17 protein-coding genes are annotated in these 20,411 nt (G+C 67.3%); all 17 read left to right on the top strand.

What is annotated here, in order from left to right; genetic code table 11:
• Positions 1-187 precede the first annotated feature (187 nt).
• The gene (locus tag AC3WR5_RS30055; protein WP_141290971.1) at positions 188-2,257 is read left to right on the top strand and encodes a methyl-accepting chemotaxis protein; all 2,070 of its coding nucleotides are present in this window, start codon (positions 188-190) and stop codon (positions 2,255-2,257) included.
• A gap of 35 nt (positions 2,258-2,292) precedes the next feature.
• A complete protein-coding gene (locus AC3WR5_RS30050; RefSeq protein WP_231013014.1) occupies positions 2,293-2,853 on the top strand; it encodes a chemotaxis protein CheW in 561 nt (186 codons plus the stop codon).
• A gap of 96 nt (positions 2,854-2,949) precedes the next feature.
• Positions 2,950-5,001: a methyl-accepting chemotaxis protein gene (locus tag AC3WR5_RS30045; protein WP_492489252.1), complete on the top strand. Its 2,052-nt coding sequence runs from the start codon at positions 2,950-2,952 to the stop codon at positions 4,999-5,001.
• A 392-nt stretch (positions 5,002-5,393) separates the two neighbouring features.
• Positions 5,394-6,047 (top strand): response regulator transcription factor, encoded by a 654-nt coding sequence (locus AC3WR5_RS30040; protein WP_211361568.1) that lies wholly within the window; start codon positions 5,394-5,396, stop codon positions 6,045-6,047.
• Positions 6,048-6,086: 39 nt separating this feature from the next.
• The gene (locus AC3WR5_RS30035; RefSeq protein WP_492489250.1) at positions 6,087-7,913 is read left to right on the top strand and encodes an ATP-binding response regulator; all 1,827 of its coding nucleotides are present in this window, start codon (positions 6,087-6,089) and stop codon (positions 7,911-7,913) included.
• A 180-nt stretch (positions 7,914-8,093) separates the two neighbouring features.
• Complete coding sequence (locus AC3WR5_RS30030; protein ID WP_141291446.1) at positions 8,094-8,462, top strand: DUF1428 domain-containing protein; 369 nt, start codon at positions 8,094-8,096, stop codon at positions 8,460-8,462.
• A 150-nt stretch (positions 8,463-8,612) separates the two neighbouring features.
• Complete coding sequence (tssA, locus tag AC3WR5_RS30025) at positions 8,613-9,626, top strand: type VI secretion system protein TssA (RefSeq protein ID WP_492489248.1); 1,014 nt, start codon at positions 8,613-8,615, stop codon at positions 9,624-9,626.
• A gap of 81 nt (positions 9,627-9,707) precedes the next feature.
• On the top strand, positions 9,708-10,226 hold the full coding sequence (tssB, locus tag AC3WR5_RS30020) for a type VI secretion system contractile sheath small subunit (protein ID WP_141289182.1): 519 nt from the start codon (positions 9,708-9,710) through the stop codon (positions 10,224-10,226).
• A gap of 24 nt (positions 10,227-10,250) precedes the next feature.
• Entirely contained in the window at positions 10,251-11,750 is a 1,500-nt protein-coding gene (gene tssC, locus AC3WR5_RS30015) for a type VI secretion system contractile sheath large subunit (protein ID WP_141289180.1), read from the top strand.
• Positions 11,751-11,820: 70 nt separating this feature from the next.
• Entirely contained in the window at positions 11,821-12,300 is a 480-nt protein-coding gene (locus tag AC3WR5_RS30010) for an Hcp family type VI secretion system effector (RefSeq protein ID WP_141289178.1), read from the top strand.
• A gap of 15 nt (positions 12,301-12,315) precedes the next feature.
• Entirely contained in the window at positions 12,316-12,825 is a 510-nt protein-coding gene (locus AC3WR5_RS30005; RefSeq protein ID WP_141289177.1) for an Hcp family type VI secretion system effector, read from the top strand.
• A gap of 6 nt (positions 12,826-12,831) precedes the next feature.
• Complete coding sequence (locus AC3WR5_RS30000) at positions 12,832-13,647, top strand: type VI secretion system accessory protein TagJ (protein WP_492489245.1); 816 nt, start codon at positions 12,832-12,834, stop codon at positions 13,645-13,647.
• A gap of 99 nt (positions 13,648-13,746) precedes the next feature.
• A complete protein-coding gene (tssE, locus tag AC3WR5_RS29995; RefSeq protein WP_492489243.1) occupies positions 13,747-14,241 on the top strand; it encodes a type VI secretion system baseplate subunit TssE in 495 nt (164 codons plus the stop codon).
• A gap of 41 nt (positions 14,242-14,282) precedes the next feature.
• Complete coding sequence (locus AC3WR5_RS29990) at positions 14,283-14,699, top strand: F-box protein (protein ID WP_141289168.1); 417 nt, start codon at positions 14,283-14,285, stop codon at positions 14,697-14,699.
• A gap of 6 nt (positions 14,700-14,705) precedes the next feature.
• Positions 14,706-16,607 (top strand): type VI secretion system baseplate subunit TssF, encoded by a 1,902-nt coding sequence (gene tssF, locus AC3WR5_RS29985; protein WP_492489241.1) that lies wholly within the window; start codon positions 14,706-14,708, stop codon positions 16,605-16,607.
• A 27-nt stretch (positions 16,608-16,634) separates the two neighbouring features.
• The gene (gene tssG, locus AC3WR5_RS29980; RefSeq protein WP_492489239.1) at positions 16,635-17,735 is read left to right on the top strand and encodes a type VI secretion system baseplate subunit TssG; all 1,101 of its coding nucleotides are present in this window, start codon (positions 16,635-16,637) and stop codon (positions 17,733-17,735) included.
• Entirely contained in the window at positions 17,732-20,383 is a 2,652-nt protein-coding gene (tssH, locus tag AC3WR5_RS29975) for a type VI secretion system ATPase TssH (RefSeq protein ID WP_492489236.1), read from the top strand. The genes tssG and tssH overlap by 4 nt, the downstream gene beginning before the upstream one ends.
• Positions 20,384-20,411: the final 28 nt, after the last annotated feature.

The following is a 20,411-nucleotide window of genomic DNA, read 5'->3' as shown; positions in this document are numbered from 1 at the left end:
CCGGCCAGCATTCGGGCAGGGTCGCCAGCGAAGCCACGGCCTGATTCAACTGCCTGATTCAAATACCTCTTCAATTCGCCAGATTGCCTCGTACCGAGTTCCAGCATGTCTCGGGCTGACTGAATCGCTTTTCAGTGCCTCGAACTGACGGCCAATTACCCCCTTGGGAGCTACCTTGTTCAACCAAATGAAGATTTCAACCCGCCTGGCACTGGGCTTCTGCACGGTGGTGGCCTTGATGCTGGTCCTGTCGTTGACCGCCATCGTGAAGATGGGCGGCATGCAGGATCTCACCACCCAGATCACGAACGACCGCTATCCCAAAGTGATGCTGGTCAACGACTCGATCAAGAACACGCTGGACAACGGCCGGCTGCTGCGCAACATGCTGCTGAGCAGCGATGACACGGAGATGGCCACCTACAAGAAGGCGGTCGGCGTCAACACCGACGAAATCAAGACCTCGCTCAGCAAGCTCGACGGCATGATCAACACCCCGAAGGGACGCCAGCTGTTCGACGCGATCCGGGTCAAGAGTGACGCGCTCGGAGAGCACTACAGCAAGCTCTATGAACTGATGAGCACCGACCGCAAGGCCGCGGTCACCTACCTCAAAAGCAGCTTCGGCCCCGCCAATACCGCGTATTGGGAAGCCCTGGAGGCCATGGGCGCGTTCCAGTCCTCGTTGATGGAGGACGCCGTCAAGGCATCCGCCGCAACCTACGACAGCACCCGCACGACCGTCATCGGCCTGTCCGCCCTCGCCATGGCGCTTGCCGCCGTGATCGCGACACTCATCGTGCGCAACCTGAGCAAGGTTCTGGGCGGCGAGCCGGCCTATGTGGCCGAGATTGCCAGCAAGGTCGCGGCAGGAGATCTGACGATGGACGTGGTGACGCGGCCGAATGACGGTGGCAGTGCGGTGCTCGCGATCAAGAGCATGGTGGACAAGCTCAAGCAGGTTGTCGACAGCCAGCGCCGCATGGTCGAGGCGGCCAACCGGGGTAGTTTTGAAGAACGCATGAGCCTGGATGGACTTCAAGGCTTTCAGAAGGACATCGCGCTGGGCCTGAACAGCTTGATGAGCACCACCGGCAGCAGCATCGACGACGTCGTCCGCGTGATGGCCGCGATTGCCAAGGGTGACTTGAGCCAAAACATCGACAAGGACTACGACGGCGCCTATGGCCGCATGAAGTCTTACGTCAACGACATGGCGAGCACCACAAGCGGCAGCATCGATGACGTGTCGCGGGTGATGCGCGCGATGGCCAACGGCGATCTGACCCAGCAGATCGAGGCCGAGTACCCCGGTGTCTACGCCGAGCTGACGCGCTATGTGAATGCCACCGTGGTCAAGATGGCCGAGGTGGTGGCAGAAGTCAATGCCAGCGCAGAGTCGCTGGCCGGTGCTTCGGAAGAGGTGAGCGCCACCGCGCAGTCGCTGTCGCAAGCCGCCAGCGAGCAGGCCGCCGGTGTCGAGGAAACCAGCGCCTCGATGGAGCAGATGACGGCTTCCATCTCGCAGAACACCGAAAACGCCAAGGTCACCGACGGCATGGCCTCCAAGGCCGCGACCGAAGCGGCCGAAGGCGGCGAAGCGGTCAAGGCCACGGTGGCGGCGATGAAGCAGATCGCGCAGAAGATCGTGATCATCGACGACATCGCCTACCAGACCAACCTGCTGGCGCTGAACGCGGCCATTGAAGCGGCCCGCGCCGGCGAGCATGGCAAGGGCTTCGCGGTGGTTGCAGCCGAAGTGCGCAAGCTTGCGGAGCGCAGCCAGATCGCGGCGCAGGAGATTGGCACCGTGGCGTCTTCCAGCGTCGAGCTGGCCGAGCGCGCCGGCAGCTTGCTGAGCCAGATCGTGCCCAACATCCGCCGCACCTCGGACCTGGTGCAGGAGATCACCGCCGCATCGGAAGAGCAGTCTTCCGGCGTGGGCCAGATCAACGGCGCCGTGACCCAGCTCAGCCAGACCACGCAGCAGAACGCTTCCAGCTCCGAAGAGCTGGCTGCCACGGCAGAAGAAATGAGCAGCCAGGCCGAGCAGCTGCAGCAGACCATGGCCTTCTTCAAGCTGAGCGGCGGCGGCCAGCGCCGCCTGCCTCCAGCCCCGATTCGCCCGAGTGGCAAGCCAGCAGCGCGCAGCAGCGGCCGTGCAGCCCAGGCCAGTGGTGTGCGACCGCCAGTTGCACGCCCGGTCGCCTTGGCCACAGCCGACAGCATCGACGAATCGCAGTTCGCCCGCTTTTGAGTGATCAGCAGCCCTCAAGCCCACAGGACATCCCCATGAGCGCACTGGTTCCCCACACCTCTTCCGCCGCCCTCGCCGCGCCCGCATCCTCAACTGCCGAGCCTGGCCAGTACCTGACCTTCATGCTGGCCGGCGAGGTCTTCGCGATCGGCATCCTGGCGATCAAGGAAATCATCGAGTACCACAGCCTGACCGAGGTGCCGATGATGCCGGCCTGCGTGCGCGGCGTGATCAACCTGCGCGGCGCGGTGGTGCCGGTCATGGACCCGCTGGCGCGCTTTGGCCGCAAGTCCAGCGATGTCACCAAGCGCACCTGCATCGTCATCGTCGAGACCGAGGTCGACAACGACGGCCGGCTGGAACGCCAGGTCATCGGCGTGGTGGTCGACGCGGTCAACGAAGTGCTGGAAATCGCATCGAGCGACATCGAGCCGGCACCGGCCTTCGGCGCCCGCATCCGCAGCGAGTTCATCCAGGGCGTGGGCAAGGTCAAGGGCAAGTTCGTGATCCTGCTGGACGTGAACCATGTGCTCACGATTGACGGGGTCGGCGAGACCGCGGCGGTCGCCCCCGCTGAGCTCGCCATCGCGAACTGAACACCTCACCTGAGCTTTGGCTGGTGAGCTTGACCGGAAGACCCTGAAGCAGTCCCCGCTACACGCGGCTTGTATTCGTCCACCTGAAAGATACCCGTGCCAAATCAAAAAAGCATTGCCATTCGACTGGCCGGCAGCTTTGCAGCCGTCATCGTCTCGTTGCTGGGAACCAGCCTCTGGCTGAGTGCCCACGCCTCGGCCGTCTCCGAGTCCGGCAGCCTGCTCGCCGTCGTGGCAGCACTGTGTGGCGTATTGGGATTCTGGGTGATACGCAGCGTGACGGTGCCGCTGGGGCTGGCGGTAAGCGCCGCTGAGCAGATCAGCCTGGGGCATCTCGACGTCACCGTGCCCAGCGGCCCGGCCGATGAAACCGGCCGCCTGCTGCAAGCACTGGGCACCACCGTGCACGGGCTCAAGCGCATGAATGGCGAACTCACCCGCATGTCCGCCGAACACGACGCCGGGGACATCGATGTGGTGATCGACACCGAGGCCCTGGTGGGCGATTTCCAAAGCATGGGCCAGGGTGTGAACCGGATGGTGGCGGGTCACATTGCAGTGAAGAAGAAGGCCATGGCCTGCATCGCTGAGTTTGGCCGCGGCAACTTCGAAGCCCCGCTGGACAAGTTCCCGGGCAAGAAGGCCTTCATCAACGAGACCATCGAGCAGGTGCGCAGCAACCTCAAGGGCCTGATCTCGGAACTCAACCGCATGTCGCGCGAACATGATGCGGGCGACATCGACGTGATCATCGAAGCGGCGCGCTTCGACGGTGAGTTCCGCACCATGGCGCAAGGCATCAACCAGATGGTCGGTGGCCACATCGCGGTCAAAAAGAAGGCCATGGCTTGCATTGCCGAGTTCGGGCGCGGCAACTTCGAAGCGCCGCTGGACAAGTTCCCAGGCAAGAAGGCCTTCATCAACGACACCATCGAGCAGGTGCGCCTGAACCTGAAGGCGCTGATTCGGGACACCGAAATCCTGGTCACCGCTGCCAACGCTGGGCGCCTCGAAGTGCGCGCAGACACTGACCTGCACCAAGGTGATTTCCGCAAGATCGTGGATGGCATCAACCGCACCCTGGATGCGGTGATCGAGCCCCTGAACGAGGCGAAGCGAGTGCTGCAGGCCATGGAAGGGGGCGACCTGACCCAGGTGGCCAAGGCCGACTACCAAGGGCAGCTCAAGGACTTGTGCGACTGTGTGAACAGCACGGTGGCCAAGCTCTCGCAGGTGGTGACCGAGGTCAACAGCGGTACCGATGCCTTGTCCAGCGCTTCCGAAGAGGTCAGCGCCACTGCGCAGGCCCTGTCGCAGGCGGCCAGCGAACAGGCTGCCGGCGTTGAAGAAACCAGCGCGTCAATGGAGCAGATGACCGCCTCCATCTCGCAGAACACCGAAAACGCCAAGGTCACCGATGGCATGGCCACCAAGGCTGCTGCAGAAGCCGCCGAAGGTGGCGAAGCCGTGAAGGCCACGGTGGCGGCGATGAAGCAGATCGCACAGAAGATCGTGATCATCGACGATATCGCCTACCAGACCAACCTGCTGGCGCTGAACGCGGCCATCGAGGCCGCACGTGCCGGCGAACACGGCAAGGGCTTTGCGGTCGTGGCCGCCGAGGTGCGCAAGCTGGCCGAACGCAGCCAGGTCGCGGCGCAGGAGATTGGCACCGTGGCCTCGTCCAGCGTGGAGCTGGCCGAGCGGGCCGGCCAGTTGCTGAGCCAGATCGTGCCGAACATCCGCAAGACTTCGGACCTGGTGCAGGAGATCACCGCCGCCTCGGAGGAGCAGTCTTCCGGCGTGGGCCAGATCAACAGCGCCGTGACCCAGCTCAGCCAGACCACGCAGCAGAACGCCTCCAGCTCCGAAGAGCTGGCCGCCACGGCAGAAGAAATGAGCAGCCAGGCCGAGCAGCTGCAGCAGACCATGGCCTTCTTCAAGCTGGCCAATGTGCAGCACCTTGCCCGCGCACCACAGCCGAGCCTGGTCGTCCGTGGTGGCCGCGGCCATGCCCCGCAGGCGTCACGCCGCCAGACCCGCAGCAACTCGCTGGTTTCCAGGAGCGGTGCCGTGACCCTTGGCGGACAGAGCAGCGCGCTCGGCTCGGCCGAAACCCTGGACGAGTCGCAGTTCGCCCGCTTCTGATCCCATGGTCATTTGAGTTGGGAATCAGGCACTGCGCCTGGCGGGAAAAGTGGGAAAAGTATTCGCCGGTGGTCGTGGACAGCGTTTCCAAAAAGCCGTCCGGGGGTGCTGGAAACTGAAATGGCCGCTTGTACGAAATCCATTGTCTGCAATGGACAATGCATCACAATCATTAACAACTTCATCGAAAATCGATCTCGGCGCAAATAACTGATCGCTTTGTCCCTTATCAGGGTTTCATCCCCCATTTGCGGGAGTGCGCCCCCGCCCGGGAAGCCTATGATCCGGCTCCTCCGGCGCTCAAAGGTTTGGCGACTGCCGAGCCGGAGATTTTTCTCCTGTCGCCAGGAGGCTCTCCCATGGAAGCAGTAACAGATCTTCGCTTTCACACGGTGAGCAGTGACCTTCGTTGCGCCGTGCCGGCAACGCGGCGTGTGCTGCTGATCGACGACCACGAACTGGTGCGCGCCGGCATCCGCACGCTGTACCGGCTGCTGGACGACCTCAGCATCGAGTGGCTGGAAGCCGCATCCTTGCAGGAAGGCCTGCAGGTCTACCGAGACAGCGGGCCGGTCGACGTGGTCTTGCTGGACCTGAACCTCAGCGACTGCAAAGGCCTGCAGGGCCTGCGCCAGTTCCTGCAGGCCTTCCCCGAGGCCAGGGTGGCCGTCTTCAGCGGCACGCAGGACGAGTTCGTCGTGCGGCAGGCCAGGGCGCTGGGGGCGGTGGGCTACGTGCCCAAGGGCGCGATGATGGTCGAGATGCGCAACACGCTGGCAGCGCTGGTGGGCGACGCGCGGCGCGGCCGGCCTGCATCGCCCGGCACCTTGTTCCCCCGCTTCCCGTCTTCTGCCATGTACGACCGCGTGGCCGAACTGGGTCCCCGCCACCTGGAGATCCTGGAACTGGTGCTGTCGGGCTGCAGCAACCAGGAGATCAGCAACTCGACCCAGCTCTCGCTGGGCACGGTGAAGAACTACGTTTCTTCGCTGTTGCTGGCATTGGATGTGAAGTCCCGTTCGCACATGATCAGCCTGTTCCGCTGACGGCCACCCCGGACCAAGGTGGCGTCACACGCGGCCGGTTTGCCAGCGCCATGGGCGGCGCATGTTGCAGTCGCCGGCCTCTCCCGTGGCGACGAGGACTCGCCGGCCGACGGCCGCTGGCACGAGCGCCGCGCGCGGGCCAGGCGCCTGAAGGACGCCGCCTTCGACGAGGCCTGGACTCCGGGCGCCTGCCTGCTGGCGGGCTTGGCCTTGCTGCTGCTCGTCTGCCTGCTGGTGCAGGCCTTCGGCCGCCCGCTGGAAGTCGTGCAGGGCCTGTGGCTGCTGGCGGTTGCAGGGTCGGCAGGCAGTTGCGTGTGGATGGCGGCGCGCTTGCGGCGGCGCAACCGGCGCAGCCTCGGCAACCCGCGCGCCACGCGCCGTTGGCTGACGGCACTGGCTGTGGCCTGCCTGCTGTTGCTGAGCCTCTACCCCTGGCTGGCCAGCACGCCAGTCCCGCGCCCGCCCTGGGCCGATGCCTTGCAGATCGTCCTGACGATGCTGCTGGCGCTGGCACTCGCCCCATTGCGCCATGTGGCGACCATGACCGCGCTGCTGCCCATGTCCGAAGGGCTGGCGGCGCTCGCCGAGGCCGCGGCCATGGGCACGTCCTGGCAGGAGGCGGCCGACCCCGTGCCATTCGGCCTGGCGTTCGGCGTCGTGGGCCTGGCCTGGTGGGGCCACCGCCGCTGGCGCCGCATGCGCGAAGCGCTGATGGCGCGGGACGACCAGGTCGAGGTGCTGGCGGGTGCGCGTGACGCCGCGCTGCGTGCCGACCAGGAGAAAAGCCGCTTCCTGGCGATTGCCAGCCACGACCTGCGCCAGCCGGTGCATGCGCTCGGGCTGTTCGCCGCCACGCTGGAGCAGCGGCTGCAGGGCAGCGCCGAAGAGCCGCTGGTGCGCAACGTGATGCGCTCGATCGAAGGGCTGGAGCAGTCGTTCAACGCAATGCTGGACATCTCGCGGCTGGACGCCGGCACCATCGAGCCCAACATCCAGCACTTCCCGCTGCGCGATGTGTTCCGCCGCCTGCACATGCACCACGCCGGCCAGGCCGAAGCCTCGGGCCTGGGGCTTCGGTTTTCGCCCGGCGGCAAGTCGGTCAGCAGCGACCCGCAACTGCTCGAACGCATCCTCGGCAACCTGGTGCAGAACGCGCTGAAGTACACCCGGCAGGGCGGCGTGGTGGTGGTGGCGCGATCCACGGCCACGCACACCAACGTGGAGGTGTGGGACACGGGTCCGGGCATGCGGGCTGCCGACCTGCCGCGCATCTTCGTCGAGTTCCTGCAACTGGGCGACGGCCAGCGCAGCCGCGCGCAAGGCCTGGGCATGGGCCTGGCCATCGTCAAGCGCTTGGCTCAGCTGCTGGGCTACCGGCTGGTCGTGGCCTCGCGGCCCGGCCGGGGCACGATGTTCCGCCTCAGCATTCCGCTGGGCGGCTTGCCCGAGATCCAGGATGCCACCGCTGCCGCCGACACCGTGCCGATGCCGGTCATGGAGCCGCGCTCGGTGCTGGTGATAGACGACGAGGAACCCATCCGCGAAGGCCTGCGCATCCTGCTGGAGGAATGGGGCTACGAGGCCACCGTGGCGGCCAACGCGATGGAGGCCGAGCAATCGGTACAGCTCCGCGGCCTGGCGCCCGACCTGATCCTGTCGGACCTGCACCTGGGTGCCGGCCGGGACGGCATTGCCGCCATCGAGGCGGTGCGCCGCCTGTGCGGCCAGGAGGTGCCGGCCATCCTGGTGACCGGCGACACCACGCGCGACGAGCTGCGCCGCGCCACCGAAAGCGGCCACACCGTGCTGTTCAAGCCACTGCAGCCGCGCCGCCTGTTCGACGCGATGCGCGGTATGGTGCCTTGAGGCGCAGGGGGCATGACTGAGGCGCTGCCCTGGGGGGCAGAAAATCTGCATTCCCGTCCGCCGACCGTGCTCAGCGCGCATCGGATGATCATGTCGAATCGGCGGGTCTTCATTCGTCGTGTTTCTACGGGGCGTGCCGAGCCGAGTGCGCCGACCGGTCAATCCAACAGGAGAGAAGCCATGGCCTACATTGACGGATTCGTGATCGCAGTGCCCACTGCCAACAAACAGAAGTTCATCGAGCACGCGCGACATTTCGATGCGATGTTCATCGAGCTGGGTGCGATCCGTGTGATCGAGGGGTGGGGTGACGACGTGCCCGACGGGAAGCTCACCGATTTCCGCCGCGCGGTCCAAGCGGCAGCCGAGGAAACGGTGGCGTTTTCGTGGGTCGAGTGGCCGGACAAGGCGACGCGTGACGCGGCCATGACGAAGATGAGGGAAGACCCCCGCATGGACCCGTCCACACCGGGCAATCCTCCGATACCGTTCGATGGCAAGCGCATGATCTTTGGCGGTTTCGAACAGGTGGTCGAAGTGAAGGCCTGAGCGCCGAGCTGGGGGCAGCGGGGTTGGGCTCGGACGCACCTGTCCTTGCCGGCCCTCCACAAGCAGTGGTCAAAGTGACTTTCGACCACTGCGCGGCGGCGGCCCGATCTCTAGAGTGCAGCCATCCCATTCCCATGGCCCGCACACGCGATGGCTGACCTGGACCTCGACTCGCTGCTCGCCCCGCTTCAGCATGACGCACCTTGCGGCGCGGACCTGGAGTACGACCCGGTTTTCCTCGCGCTGCAAACCGCAGGCGCCGGCCGGCCCGAGCAGCAGTACGGTGACACCGTCATCCCCGCTGAGGAGCCTGACTGGCCCAAGGTGCGCGAGTTGGCGCTGGCACTCGCGGCCCGCACCCGCGACCTGCGCGTGGCCATGTGGCTGCTGCGCAGCGGCGCGCGGCTGCAGGGCTGGCAGGGCGCATTGCAAGGCCTGCAGTTGCTGCAGGGCCTGCTGTTCCAGCACTGGCCGCAGGTTCACCCCCAGCTGGACGCGAGCGACGGCAACGATCCCACCGCGCGGCTCAACGCGCTGCAGCCGCTGGTCAGCCCATCCGAGGTGCTGGCCGACCTGCGCGCCGCCAGCCTCACCGGCCAGCGCGGCAGCCCGCGGGTACGCGAAGCCGAGCTGGCCGCAGGGTTGGCCGAAGCCGCTCCGGGTGAGGCCATGCCCTCGCCGCAAGGCCTGCATGACGCGCTGGCGAAACACGCCGCCGCGGTGCCGGTGCTGGCCCAGCAGCTGAGCGCCGGGCTGCCGGTGGTGCAAGGCATTGCCGCGGCCATCGAACAGCAGCTTGGTGCGGCCCACGGGCCGGACTTCGCGCCGCTGCTGCGCCTGCTGAAGCCGCTGGCCGCGCTCGGTGCGCAGCTGCAAGGGGCGGACGCACCGCGAGTGGCCGCCGGGGCAGACGACGGCGCCGCGGGGCCGGTTGCCGCGGCAGCGCCGGCAGCCAGCGGCGTCATCGCCTCCCGAGAGGACGCGATGCGTGCGCTGCAGCGTGCCTGCGAATGGATCGAACGCAACGAACCCAGCCACCCGGCGCCGCTGCTGATCCGCCGCGGCATGCGGCTGATGAGCAAGAACTTCATGGACATCGTGCGCGACCTGGTGCCCGACGGCGTGCGCGAGCTGGAAAAGCTCGCCGGCGCCAGTTCCGAGTGACAGCCATCGATTGAGAACCCTCTTTTCACACCGCCCACCCGAACCGCCAGCGATGGCGATGCCGCCAACCAAGGAGCCGCCATGGCCACCAGCAGCCAGAAGTTCATTGCCCGCAACCGCGCGCCGCGGGTGCAGATCGAATACGACGTGGAGCTGTACGGGGCCGAGAAGAAGGTCCAGCTGCCGTTCGTGATGGGCGTGCTGTCGGACCTCTCGGGAAAGCCGACCGAGCCGCTGCCGCCGGTATCGGACCGCAAGTTCCTGGACTTCGACGTCGACAACTTCGACGCCCGCATGAAGGCGATGAAGCCGCGCGCCGCGTTTGCGGTGCCCAACACGCTGACCGGCGAGGGCAACCTGATGGTCGACATCACCTTCGAGAGCCTGGACGATTTCTCGCCCGCCGCGGTCGCCGCGAAGGTCGACGGGCTGCGCCAGCTGCTCGAAGCGCGGCAGCAGTTGGCCAACCTCATCACCTACATGGACGGCAAGGCCGGCGCCGAGCAGCTGATCGCCAAGGTGGTCAAGGACGAGGCGCTGCTGAAGTCCCTGGCGTCCGCCCAAAACCCGGCCCAGAAACCGGCCGACGCCGCGCAGTGACCCCCCAAACCGCAGGAGCTCCCCATGGCTGAAGACACCCTCGTGCAAGCTGCCTCGGCGCTGCAGGGCATCGAATACGAAGGCGGCGAATTCGCGCAGCTGCTCGGCAAGGAATTCAAGCCCAAGACCGAGGACGCGAAGAGCGCCGTCGAGCAGGCCGTGCAGACGCTGGCGCAGCAGGCGCTGAGCCAGACGCAGCTGATCGGCAGCGACGTCATCATGTCGATCGAAGCCATGATCGCCGAGCTGGACAAGAAGCTCTCCGAGCAGGTCAACGCCATCCTGCACCACGCAGACTTCCAGCAGCTCGAGAGCGCCTGGCGCGGCCTTCACTACCTCGTCAACAACACCGAGACCGACGAGATGCTGAAGATCCGCGTGATGAACATCTCCAAGCTCGACCTGGGCAAGACGCTCAAGCGCTACAAGGGCACGGCCTGGGACCAGAGCCCCATCTTCAAGCGCGTCTACGAAGAGGAATACGGCCAGTTCGGCGGCGAGCCGTTTGGCGCGATGGTCGGCGACTACTACTTCGACCACAGCCCGCCGGACGTGGAGCTGTTGGGCGAGATGAGCAAGGTCGCCGCGTCGGCCCACGCGCCTTTCATCGCCGCGGTGAATCCGTCGCTGATGCAGATGGGCTCGTGGCAGGAGCTGGCCAACCCGCGCGACCTGACCAAGATCTTCACGACGCCGGAATACGCCGCCTGGAAGTCGCTGCGCGAGTCCGACGATGCGCGCTACCTGGGGCTGGCGATGCCGCGTTTCCTCGCCCGCCTGCCGTATGGCGCGAAGACCAGCCCGGTCGAGGAATTCAACTTCGAGGAAGAGACCGCCGGCGGCGACCATGCCAGCTACACCTGGGCCAACTCGGCGTATGCGATGGCGGTCAACATCAACCGCTCGTTCAAGCTCTACGGCTGGTGCACGCGCATCCGCGGCATCGAGTCCGGCGGCGCGGTCGAAGGCCTGCCGGCCCACACCTTCCCGACCGACGAAGGTGGCGTGGCGATGAAGTGCCCGACCGAGATCGCCATCAGCGACCGGCGCGAAGCCGAGCTGGCCAAGAACGGCTTCATGCCGCTGGTGCACCGCAAGAACTCCGACTTCGCCGCCTTCATCGGCGCCCAGTCGCTGCAAAAGCCTTTCGAGTACGACGACCCGGATGCAACCGCCAACGCCAACCTGGCCGCGCGCCTGCCGTACCTGTTCGCCTGCAACCGCTTCGCCCACTACCTCAAGTGCATCGTGCGCGACAAGGTGGGCTCGTTCAAGGAGCGGGCCGACATGGAGAAGTGGCTCAACAAATGGATCATGAACTACGTCGATGGCGACCCGGCGAATTCGTCCGAGGTCACCAAGGCGCAGAAGCCGCTGGCGGCCGCCGAGGTCACCGTCGAAGAGATCCCCGGCAACCCGGGCTACTACAGCTCCAAGTTCTTCCTGCGGCCGCACTACCAGCTCGAAGGGCTGACGGTGTCGCTGCGCCTGGTGTCCAAGCTGCCGTCGCAGAAGACGCAGTGAACCCGCGCCGGCGGCCTGACCGGCCGGCCGTGCAAACCATTCCCCCGCATCCACTCAGGAGAGACGCAACATGACCATCGACACCAACCTCAAGATCGCCGGCGTCGACGGCGAATCCGCCCACAAGGACCACAAGGGCGAGATCGACCTGCTCGCCTGGTCCTGGGACGTGCGCCAGGACAGCACCGCCGCCGCTGGCGGCGGCTCCGGCAAGGGCAAGGGCATTCCCGGCCAGCTGGTGTTCGCCCATTACTACGACAAGGCCTCGCCGGTGCTGGCCAAGAGCTGCGCCAGCGGCAAGCATTTCGACTCGGCCATCATTACCTGCCGCAAGGCCGGTGAAGGCCAGCTGGACTTCCTGAAGGTCACGCTCAAGCAGGTGCTGGTCACGTCGGTGGCGCCGTCGGCCAGCAGCGGCGGCGAGATCTCGGAAAGCGTCGCGCTGAGCTATGCCGACATCGAGTTCGAATACAAGCCGCAGGACGACAAGGGCGCGCTCGGCGGCTCGGTGAAATTCGGCTGGAACGTGGCCAGCACCGAAACGCGCTGAACCCCGGCCCCGCCCATGCCTGCCGGCAGCTTGCCGCTGGTGGTGGTCCCCACCAGCGCCGACATGTACCTGGACCTGACACTCAAGCGCGCCGGCAAGGCCAAGGGAGAGGCCGTTGCCGCCGGCCACCAGGACGACATCGTCGTCATCGGTTTCAGCTGGGGCGTGGGTGCGGTGGGCGACGCGGTGGCCGGCCTAGCCACCGGCCGGCGCAGCTACCGCCATTTGCTGATCACCAAGCGGCTTGACAGTGCCAGCACCGCGCTGATGAGCGCTGTCGCCACCAATGACGAGGTGCGCAGCGCAGTGCTGCATTTGCGCAAGGCCGGCGGGGAGCAGGAAGACTTCTTCTCGCTCACGCTGGAGAAGGCCCGTGTGGCCAGCTACGACGTGGAGGCCGGCGCCGATGGTGCCACGGTCGAGAAGGTGGCGCTGAGCTTCCAGAAAGTGGCGATCGAATACCGGCCGCAAAGCGCCAGCGGCCAACTGGGCGCGAGCCACAGCTTCACCGACGATCTGAGCTGAAAGACCATGGACACGATCAAGGAACTGGTGGCGGCTGGCAGGCCCGGGGAGGCGCTGGCCCAGGCGCAGCAGCAGGTGCGTGCCAAGCCTGAGGACGCCAAGCTGCGTGTGCTGCTGTTCCAGCTGCTGGTCGTGACCGGCCAGTGGCAGCGCGCGAGCACGCAGCTGGAAGTCTGTGGCGAGCTGGACGCCGAAGCGCTGCCCATGGTCAACACCTACCGCGAGGCCTTGAAGTGCGAACTGGTGCGCGAAGCAGTTTTCGACGGCAAGACCACGCCGATGCTGTTCGGCCAGCCAGCCGAATGGGTGGCGCTGCTGGTGCAGGCGCTGCAGCAGCAGGCCGAGGGCAATGCCGGTGCCGCGCGATCGCTGCGCGAACAGGCGCTGGCGCAGGCCGAGACGGTGGCCGGCGCACTGGACGGCACGCCGTTCGAATGGGTGTGCGATGCCGATTCGCGCCTCGGCCCGGTGCTGGAAGCGGTGGTCAACGGGCGCTATGCCTGGGTGCCGTTCTCGGCGCTGAGCAAGGTCCAGATCGAGGCGCCGGGTGACCTGCGCGATCTGGTCTGGCTGCCGGCGCACCTGTGGTTCCCGAACGGCGGCGAGACCGTGGCGCTCATCCCCACGCGCTATCCGCGCAGCACGAGCTGGGACGACGAGCGGGTGTGGATGGCGCGGCGCACCGAATGGACGCCGCTGGACCCACCGAATGTCGAGCAGTACGCGGGCGTTGGCCAGCGCGTGTTCGCCACCGATGCGGGCGAACATTCGCTGCTGGATGTGCGTTGCATCGAGCTGGGTCAGTCGGGCGCCGAGGCATGAGGCATCCCGTTTCCGCCGGGCCGGGCGCCGGGCCGCTCCCAAGCCGGCCGGCATTCCCTCGGGAGATCGTCCGGCGTACCCGTCGGACGAGGGGCTGACGTGTCCACGAGCCCGCGTGACCGCCTGCAGCCGGCGCTGCTGGACCGGCTGACCGACGACGAGCCGCATCGCCGCGAGGAGGCCGAGCATCACCGCGTGATGAGCAAGTCGCAGCTGCGCCAGGCGGTGCTGCGCGATCTCGGTTGGCTGTTCAACGCCGTGCAGCCGCTGGGCAAGGAAGCCGAGGCCTGGCCCGGCCTGGCCGCCAGCGTGCTGAATTTCGGGCTGCCGGCGCTGTCGGGCCAGCTGGCCTCGAAGGTGGACGTGAGCCTGCTGGAAAAGGCGATCCGCAGCGCCATCCTGCGCTACGAGCCGCGCATCCTGCCCGAGAGCCTGGCGGTGCGCGCGCTGGAGGCCACCAGCGTGCTGGACACCCACAACATCATCGAATTCGAGATTCGCGGCCACCTCTGGTCGCAACCCGTCCCGCTGGAGATCCTGCTGCGCACGCAGCTGGATCTGGAGGCGGGGCAGGTGGAGGTGAGGGAAGCATAGCGTGACCTGTCCGGGTCCATTGATTCTTGAAGGAGCGTTCCATGGCCGACTTTGGCGACGACCGACCAGACCCATTTCAAAACCTGCCTAACGAGGTTTTGTTCCAGATATTCGGGTATCTCAATCCACAGGACTACCTTCGTGCAAGCCGTGTGAGCCAGGCCACACGTGGCTTTGCGGTGGCGAACCTTCCCAACGCGATCAACGCTTTTGCGAACGACCTTGCCGGCCTGAAAGACGCGGGAAGGAATTGGCTGCTGAGCACAGCGGAATTGATGCATGCAAACAATGCCAACGTGCTGCAAATCGATGCCTGTCTTGAAACAGGTAGAAGCTTGATCTCCCGGCTTGGTGGCTATCGGGACGCGACTGCCGCACCGCTTGTCGCTGGCATGAGGACGCTCTGCCAGCTCCTGGAGACGGCCAAGCAGGGCGTCGTGGCGAGATCCGACGCCTGATTGAACATGGACCCCCGACTCCTCCGCCACTACACCGACGAACTCGCGCATCTGCGCGAGGTCGGGGCCGAGTTCGCGCGGGACTTTCCGAAGATCGCGTCGCGGCTGGGCATGGAAGGCATCGCGGTCACCGACCCGTATGTCGAGCGGCTGCTGGAAGGCTTTGCCTTCCTCGCGGCCCGCGTGCAGCTGAAGCTGGACGCCGAGCACCCGCGGCTGATCGCCCACCTGCTGGAATCGATCTACCCGAACTTCCTCGCGCCGCTGCCGTCGATGATGGTGGCCCGCCTGGAGGCGGATCTGACCGACCCGAACCTGCTGGGCGGCTACCAGGTCCCACGCGCGAGCGCCATCGCGGCCGAGCTGGTTCGCGGGCAGGACACGCGCTGCGAATTCCGCACCGCGCAGGCGGTCACGCTGTGGCCGATAGCGATCGCTTCGGTTCAATATTTCACCCATGGCGCGGATCTGCCGCTCAAGCAGCTGCCGCCCGCGCTGGGCGCCAAGGGCGGGCTGCGCATCCGGCTGCGCTGTGGCGGTGGCGCCAGCTTCCGTCAGCTGCAGGGCCTGGATCGCCTGAGCCTGCACATCAGCGCGCCAGACGACGTGGCCCACCGGCTGCACGAGCTGGTCCAGAGCGCCGTGATGGGCAGCTGGGTGCACGTGCCGGGTGCGCCGGCCGCACAGGCCCTGGCCCAATGGTGCGACGCCGCCAGCGTCCGCATGCAAGGCTTTGGGCCGGACGAGGCCTTGCTGCCGGAGCTGCAGCGCGGCTTCTCCGGCCACCGGCTGCTGCAGGAATTCGCCGCGCTGCCGCAGCGGCTGCTGTTTTTCGAGGTGGGCGAGCTGGCCACGCGGCTGGCGCGTGTGCCGGGCGATGAGGCGGACCTGGTGCTGCTGTTCTCGCGCGGCGACGCTGCGCTGGAGCCGCTGGTGGACGCCGGCAGCCTGTCGCTGTTCTGCACCCCGGCGATCAACCTGTTCCGCAAGCGGCTGGACCGCATCCAGCTCGGCCCCGGCGCCTGGGAATACCACGTGGTGGCGGACCGCACGCGGCCGATGGACTTCGAGGTGCACAGCCTCGAATCGGTCGTCGGCTTCGGCACCGCGCGCGCCGGCCAGCAGGCCTTCCAGCCGCTGTACGCCAGCGCGCATGCCCAGGGGCAGGGCGAGGGCGCAGCGCCCTCGGGCTTCTACACGCTGCGCCGCGAGCCGCGCCTGATGTCCGAGCGGCAGAAGCAGCACGGCCCGCGCTCTGGCTACATCGGCGAGGAAGCATTCCTCTCGCTGGTCGACCCGCAGCACGCGCCGTACCGCGAAGACGTGCGCCAGCTCTCGGTCTCTGCCTGGGTCACCAACCGTGACCTGCCGACGCTGCTGCCCCCGGGCCAGGCGGGTGGCCCGTCGCTCTGGCGGCTGGACTCGCCCGGCCCGGTCAAGCGCGTGACGGCGCTGCGCGGGCCCACCCGCCCGCAGAGCCGCCGGCCGGTCGGCGAGCTGGGCTGGAGCCTGGTCAGCCTGTTGACGCAGCGCCAGTTGCCGCTGGCCGGCGACGACCCGGCCCAGGCCGCGGCGATGCTGCGCCGCCTGCTGGTGCTGCAGGGCCCGCCGGAAGACCCGGCCTGGCTGCGCATGGTGGACGGCGTGCGCACGCTGCGCGCCGGCACCGTGGTGCGCCGCCTGCCTGGTGGGGGCCGGCTGACCTTCGGCAGCGGCGCCGAGCTGGTGCTGGAACTCGACGAGCTGGCTTTCCAGGGCGGCAGCGCGGTGCTGTTCGGCAGCGTGCTGGAACACTATTTCGCGCGCTATGCGTCGATCAACACCTTCACCCAGCTGACGCTGCGCTCGGCCCAGCGCGGCGAGCTGATGCGCTGGCCGCCGCGCATGGCCAGCGAAGGCGCGCTGTGAACGGGTTCTGTTTGTCGTGAACCTGCCATGACAGCACGCGAATCAGCCGTGGAAAAGGCGGAGCAAGAGGCGGTGGAACAGGCTGCGGCGCTGCAGGCCTTGTTCAATTCGCTGGAGGTCGCACCCCACGCGCACGACTTCTTCGCGCTGCTGCGCCGCATCGAAGGCCTGTCGCCCAGCGCGCCGCGCTTTGGCCGCGCGCTGCGGCCGGGGCAGGAGCCGTTGCGCCTGGGCCAGGCGGCGGAGCTGCGCTTTCCGCCGGCCATGCTGGCCAGCTTCAGTCGCGAGGGCAGCATGCCGCGGCTGGCGGTGCATTTCTTTGGCCTGATGGGCCCGCAAGGCCCGCTGCCGCTGCACCTGACCGAATACGTGCGCGAGCGCCTGCACCAGCGCAGCGACCCCACGCTGCAGCGTTTCCTGGACGTGTTCCACCACCGCCTGCTGTCGCTGTTCTACCGCGCCTGGGCCCAGTCCCAGCCCTGCGTGCAGCTGGACCGCCCGGCCGACGACCGCTTCGCCACCTGGCTGGGCGCCAGCACCGGGCTGCACGAAAGCATCCGCCCGCAGGACAGCTTGCCGCATCACGCGCGGCTGTTCCATGCCGGGCTGCTGGGGGCGGCCAGCCGCTCGCCCGAAGGCCTGGTGAAGATCCTGCGGCAGCACTTCGGCGTGCCGGCGCGCATCGAGCAGCGCGTGCCGCACTGGCTGCCAATGGCGCCGGGCGAACGCACCCGCCTGGGCCATGCGCGCAACCGCAGCGAGCGTGTCGGCACCGTGCCGGCGGCGCTGGGCCGCAATGCCAACGCCGGCCACCAGGTCTGGGACCGGCAGTTCAAGTTCCGCGTGGTGCTGGGGCCGCTGACGCTGGCGCAGTACCAGGCCTTCCTGCCCGGCGGCAGCGCCTGGCGGCCGCTGGTGGACTGGGTGCGCGAATACGCCGGCCTGCACCTGCTGTGGGACCTGCAACTCACGCTGCAGCCGCGCGAGGCACCAGCGCCGCGGCTGGACCGCCGGCTGCGCCTGGGCCTGAGCAGCTGGATCGGCCGCTCCGGCACTTCCCCGCGCGCCGAGCTGCGCCTGCGGCCGCAAACCTCATTCGTTGCCAAAGCCCACGGAGGCCTTCCATGACCGAAATTTCCCGCGTTGCGCTGTTCGGCAAGCTGAACCCGCTGGCCTACAAGGCCATCGAGGGTGCCACGGTGTTCTGCAAGCTGCGTGGCAACCCGTTTGTCGAGCTGCAGCACTGGCTCTACCAGATCCTCAACACCCCCGATTCCGACCTGCATCGCATCGTCAAGCACCATGGCCTGGACGCCTCGCAACTGGCCGCGGACCTGACCGCCTCGCTGGACCGGCTGCCGCGCGGCGCCAGCTCGGTGACGGACCTATCGAGCTGGGTCGAAAACGCCGTCGAGCGCGGCTGGGTCTATGGCTCGCTGATGTTCGGCGACAGCCAGGTGCGCACCGGTCACCTGGTGATCGGCCTGTTGAAGACGCCGTCGCTGCGCAATGCGCTGCTGTCCATCTCCAAACAGTTCGAGCGAATCAAGCCGGACGAGCTGGCCGACAACTTCGCCCGCATCGTCGAAGGCTCGCCCGAGCAGCAGATGCGCGCGACCGACGGGGGAGCCGAACCCGGCGAAGCCAGCGGCGCGGTGGCGCCCGCGGCGATGGGCAAGCAGGAGGCGCTCAAGCGCTACGCGGTGGACCTGACCGAGCGCGCGCGCCAGGGCGAGATCGACCCGGTGGCCGGCCGCGACGAGGAGATCCGCCAGATCGTCGACATCCTGATGCGCAGGCGCCAGAACAACCCCATCCTCACCGGCGAGGCCGGCGTGGGCAAGACGGCGGTGGTCGAGGGCTTTGCGCTGCGCCTGGCGCAGGGCGATGTGCCGCCGCAGCTGAAAGAGGTGTCCCTTTATGCGCTGGACATCGGCCTGCTGCAGGCTGGCGCCAGCATGAAGGGCGAGTTCGAGAACCGGCTGCGTTCGGTGATCGACGAAGTGCAGGCCTCGCCCAAGCCCATCATCCTGTTCATCGACGAGGCCCACACGCTGATCGGTGCCGGCGGTGCGGCCGGCACCGGCGACGCGGCCAACCTGCTTAAGCCCGCGCTGGCCCGCGGCAAACTGCGCACCATTGCCGCCACCACCTGGGCCGAGTACAAGAAGCACATCGAGAAGGACCCGGCGCTGACGCGGCGCTTCCAGGTGGTGCAGGTGGGCGAGCCCAGCGAGGAGAAGGCGGTGCTGATGCTGCGTGGCGTGGCCAGCATCCTGGAGCAGCACCACCGGGTGGCGCTGCTGGACGAGGCGATCGACGCGGCGGTGCGGCTGTCGCACCGCTACATCCCGGCGCGGCAACTGCCCGACAAGGCCGTCAGCCTGCTGGACACCGCCTGCGCCCGCGTGGCCGTGAGCCAGCATGCCACGCCGCCGGCGCTGGAGGACAACCAGCGCCGCATCCAGGCGCTGGAGGTGGAGCAGGCCATCATCGGCCGCGAAGCGGCCATCGGCATCGAGGTGACCGAGCGCAAGCGCCGCGTGGCCGCTGCGCTGGACGAGGCGCACACCGAGAACGCGGTGCTGGCTGAGCGCTTTGGCAAGGAGAAGGCCGTGGTCGACCGCCTGCTGGCCTTGCGTGCCAAGCTGCGGGAGGATGGCGAAGGCGCACCCAGCGCCTCCGAGCGCGATGACCTGCTGGCGGAACTGCAAGGCCTGCAGCTGCAGCTGGGCGAGCTGCAGGGCGACGCACCGCTGATCCTGCCGACGGTCGACGAAGCGGCGGTCGCCAGCGTGCTGCAGGACTGGACCGGCATTCCGGTCGGCCGCATGGTCAAGAACGAGGTGCAGGCGGTCTTGCAGCTGGCCGACACGCTGAACCAGCGCGTGGTCGGCCAGCAGCATGCGCTGGAGATGATCGCCCGCCGCATCCAGACCTCGCGCGCCCGGCTGGACAATCCGAACAAGCCCATCGGCGTGTTCCTGCTCTGTGGCACTTCTGGCGTGGGCAAGACCGAAACCGCACTGGCGCTGGCCGAGTCCCTCTACGGCGGCGAACAGAACGTCATCACCATCAACATGAGCGAGTTCCAGGAGGCCCACACCGTCTCCACGCTGAAGGGCTCGCCCCCCGGCTATGTGGGCTACGGCGAAGGCGGGGTGCTGACCGAAGCCGTGCGCCGCCGGCCCTACAGCGTGGTGCTGCTGGACGAGGTGGAAAAAGCCCACCCCGACGTGCACGAGCTGTTCTTCCAGGTCTTCGACAAGGGCTGGATGGAAGACGGCGAGGGCCGTTACATCGACTTCAAGAACACCATCATCCTGCTGACCAGCAACGTGGGCAGCGAGCTGATCATGAAGCTCTGCGCCGACCCCGAGCTGATGCCCGAGCCCGAAGGCATTGCCAAGGCCTTGCGCGAGCCGCTGCTGAAGGTCTTCCCAGCCGCGCTGCTGGGTCGTGTGGTCACCATCCCGTATTACCCGCTGAGCGAAACCATGCTGGCGCAGATCGTCCGCCTGCAGCTCGGCCGCATCCAGCGCCGCGTGCAGGACCATCACGGCGTGCCCTTCAGCTTCGACGACGCGGTCGTCAAGCTGGTCATCAGCCGCTGCAGCGAGGTGGAAAGCGGCGGCCGCGTGATCGATGCCATCCTCACCAACACCGTGCTGCCGCGCATCAGCCGCGAGTACCTGACCCGCCTGTCGGAAGGGCAGGCGATCGGGCAGGTGGGCCTGAGCGTGCAGGACGGCGATTTCGCATATGCGTTCGATTGACCCCGAGCCCATGAACGGCTCTGCGGCT

This window comes from Ideonella sp. FW305-24, assembly GCF_058788035.1.
The sequence above is the reverse complement of the archived record's forward strand: the minus strand, read 5'-3'. Positions and strand labels throughout refer to the sequence as shown.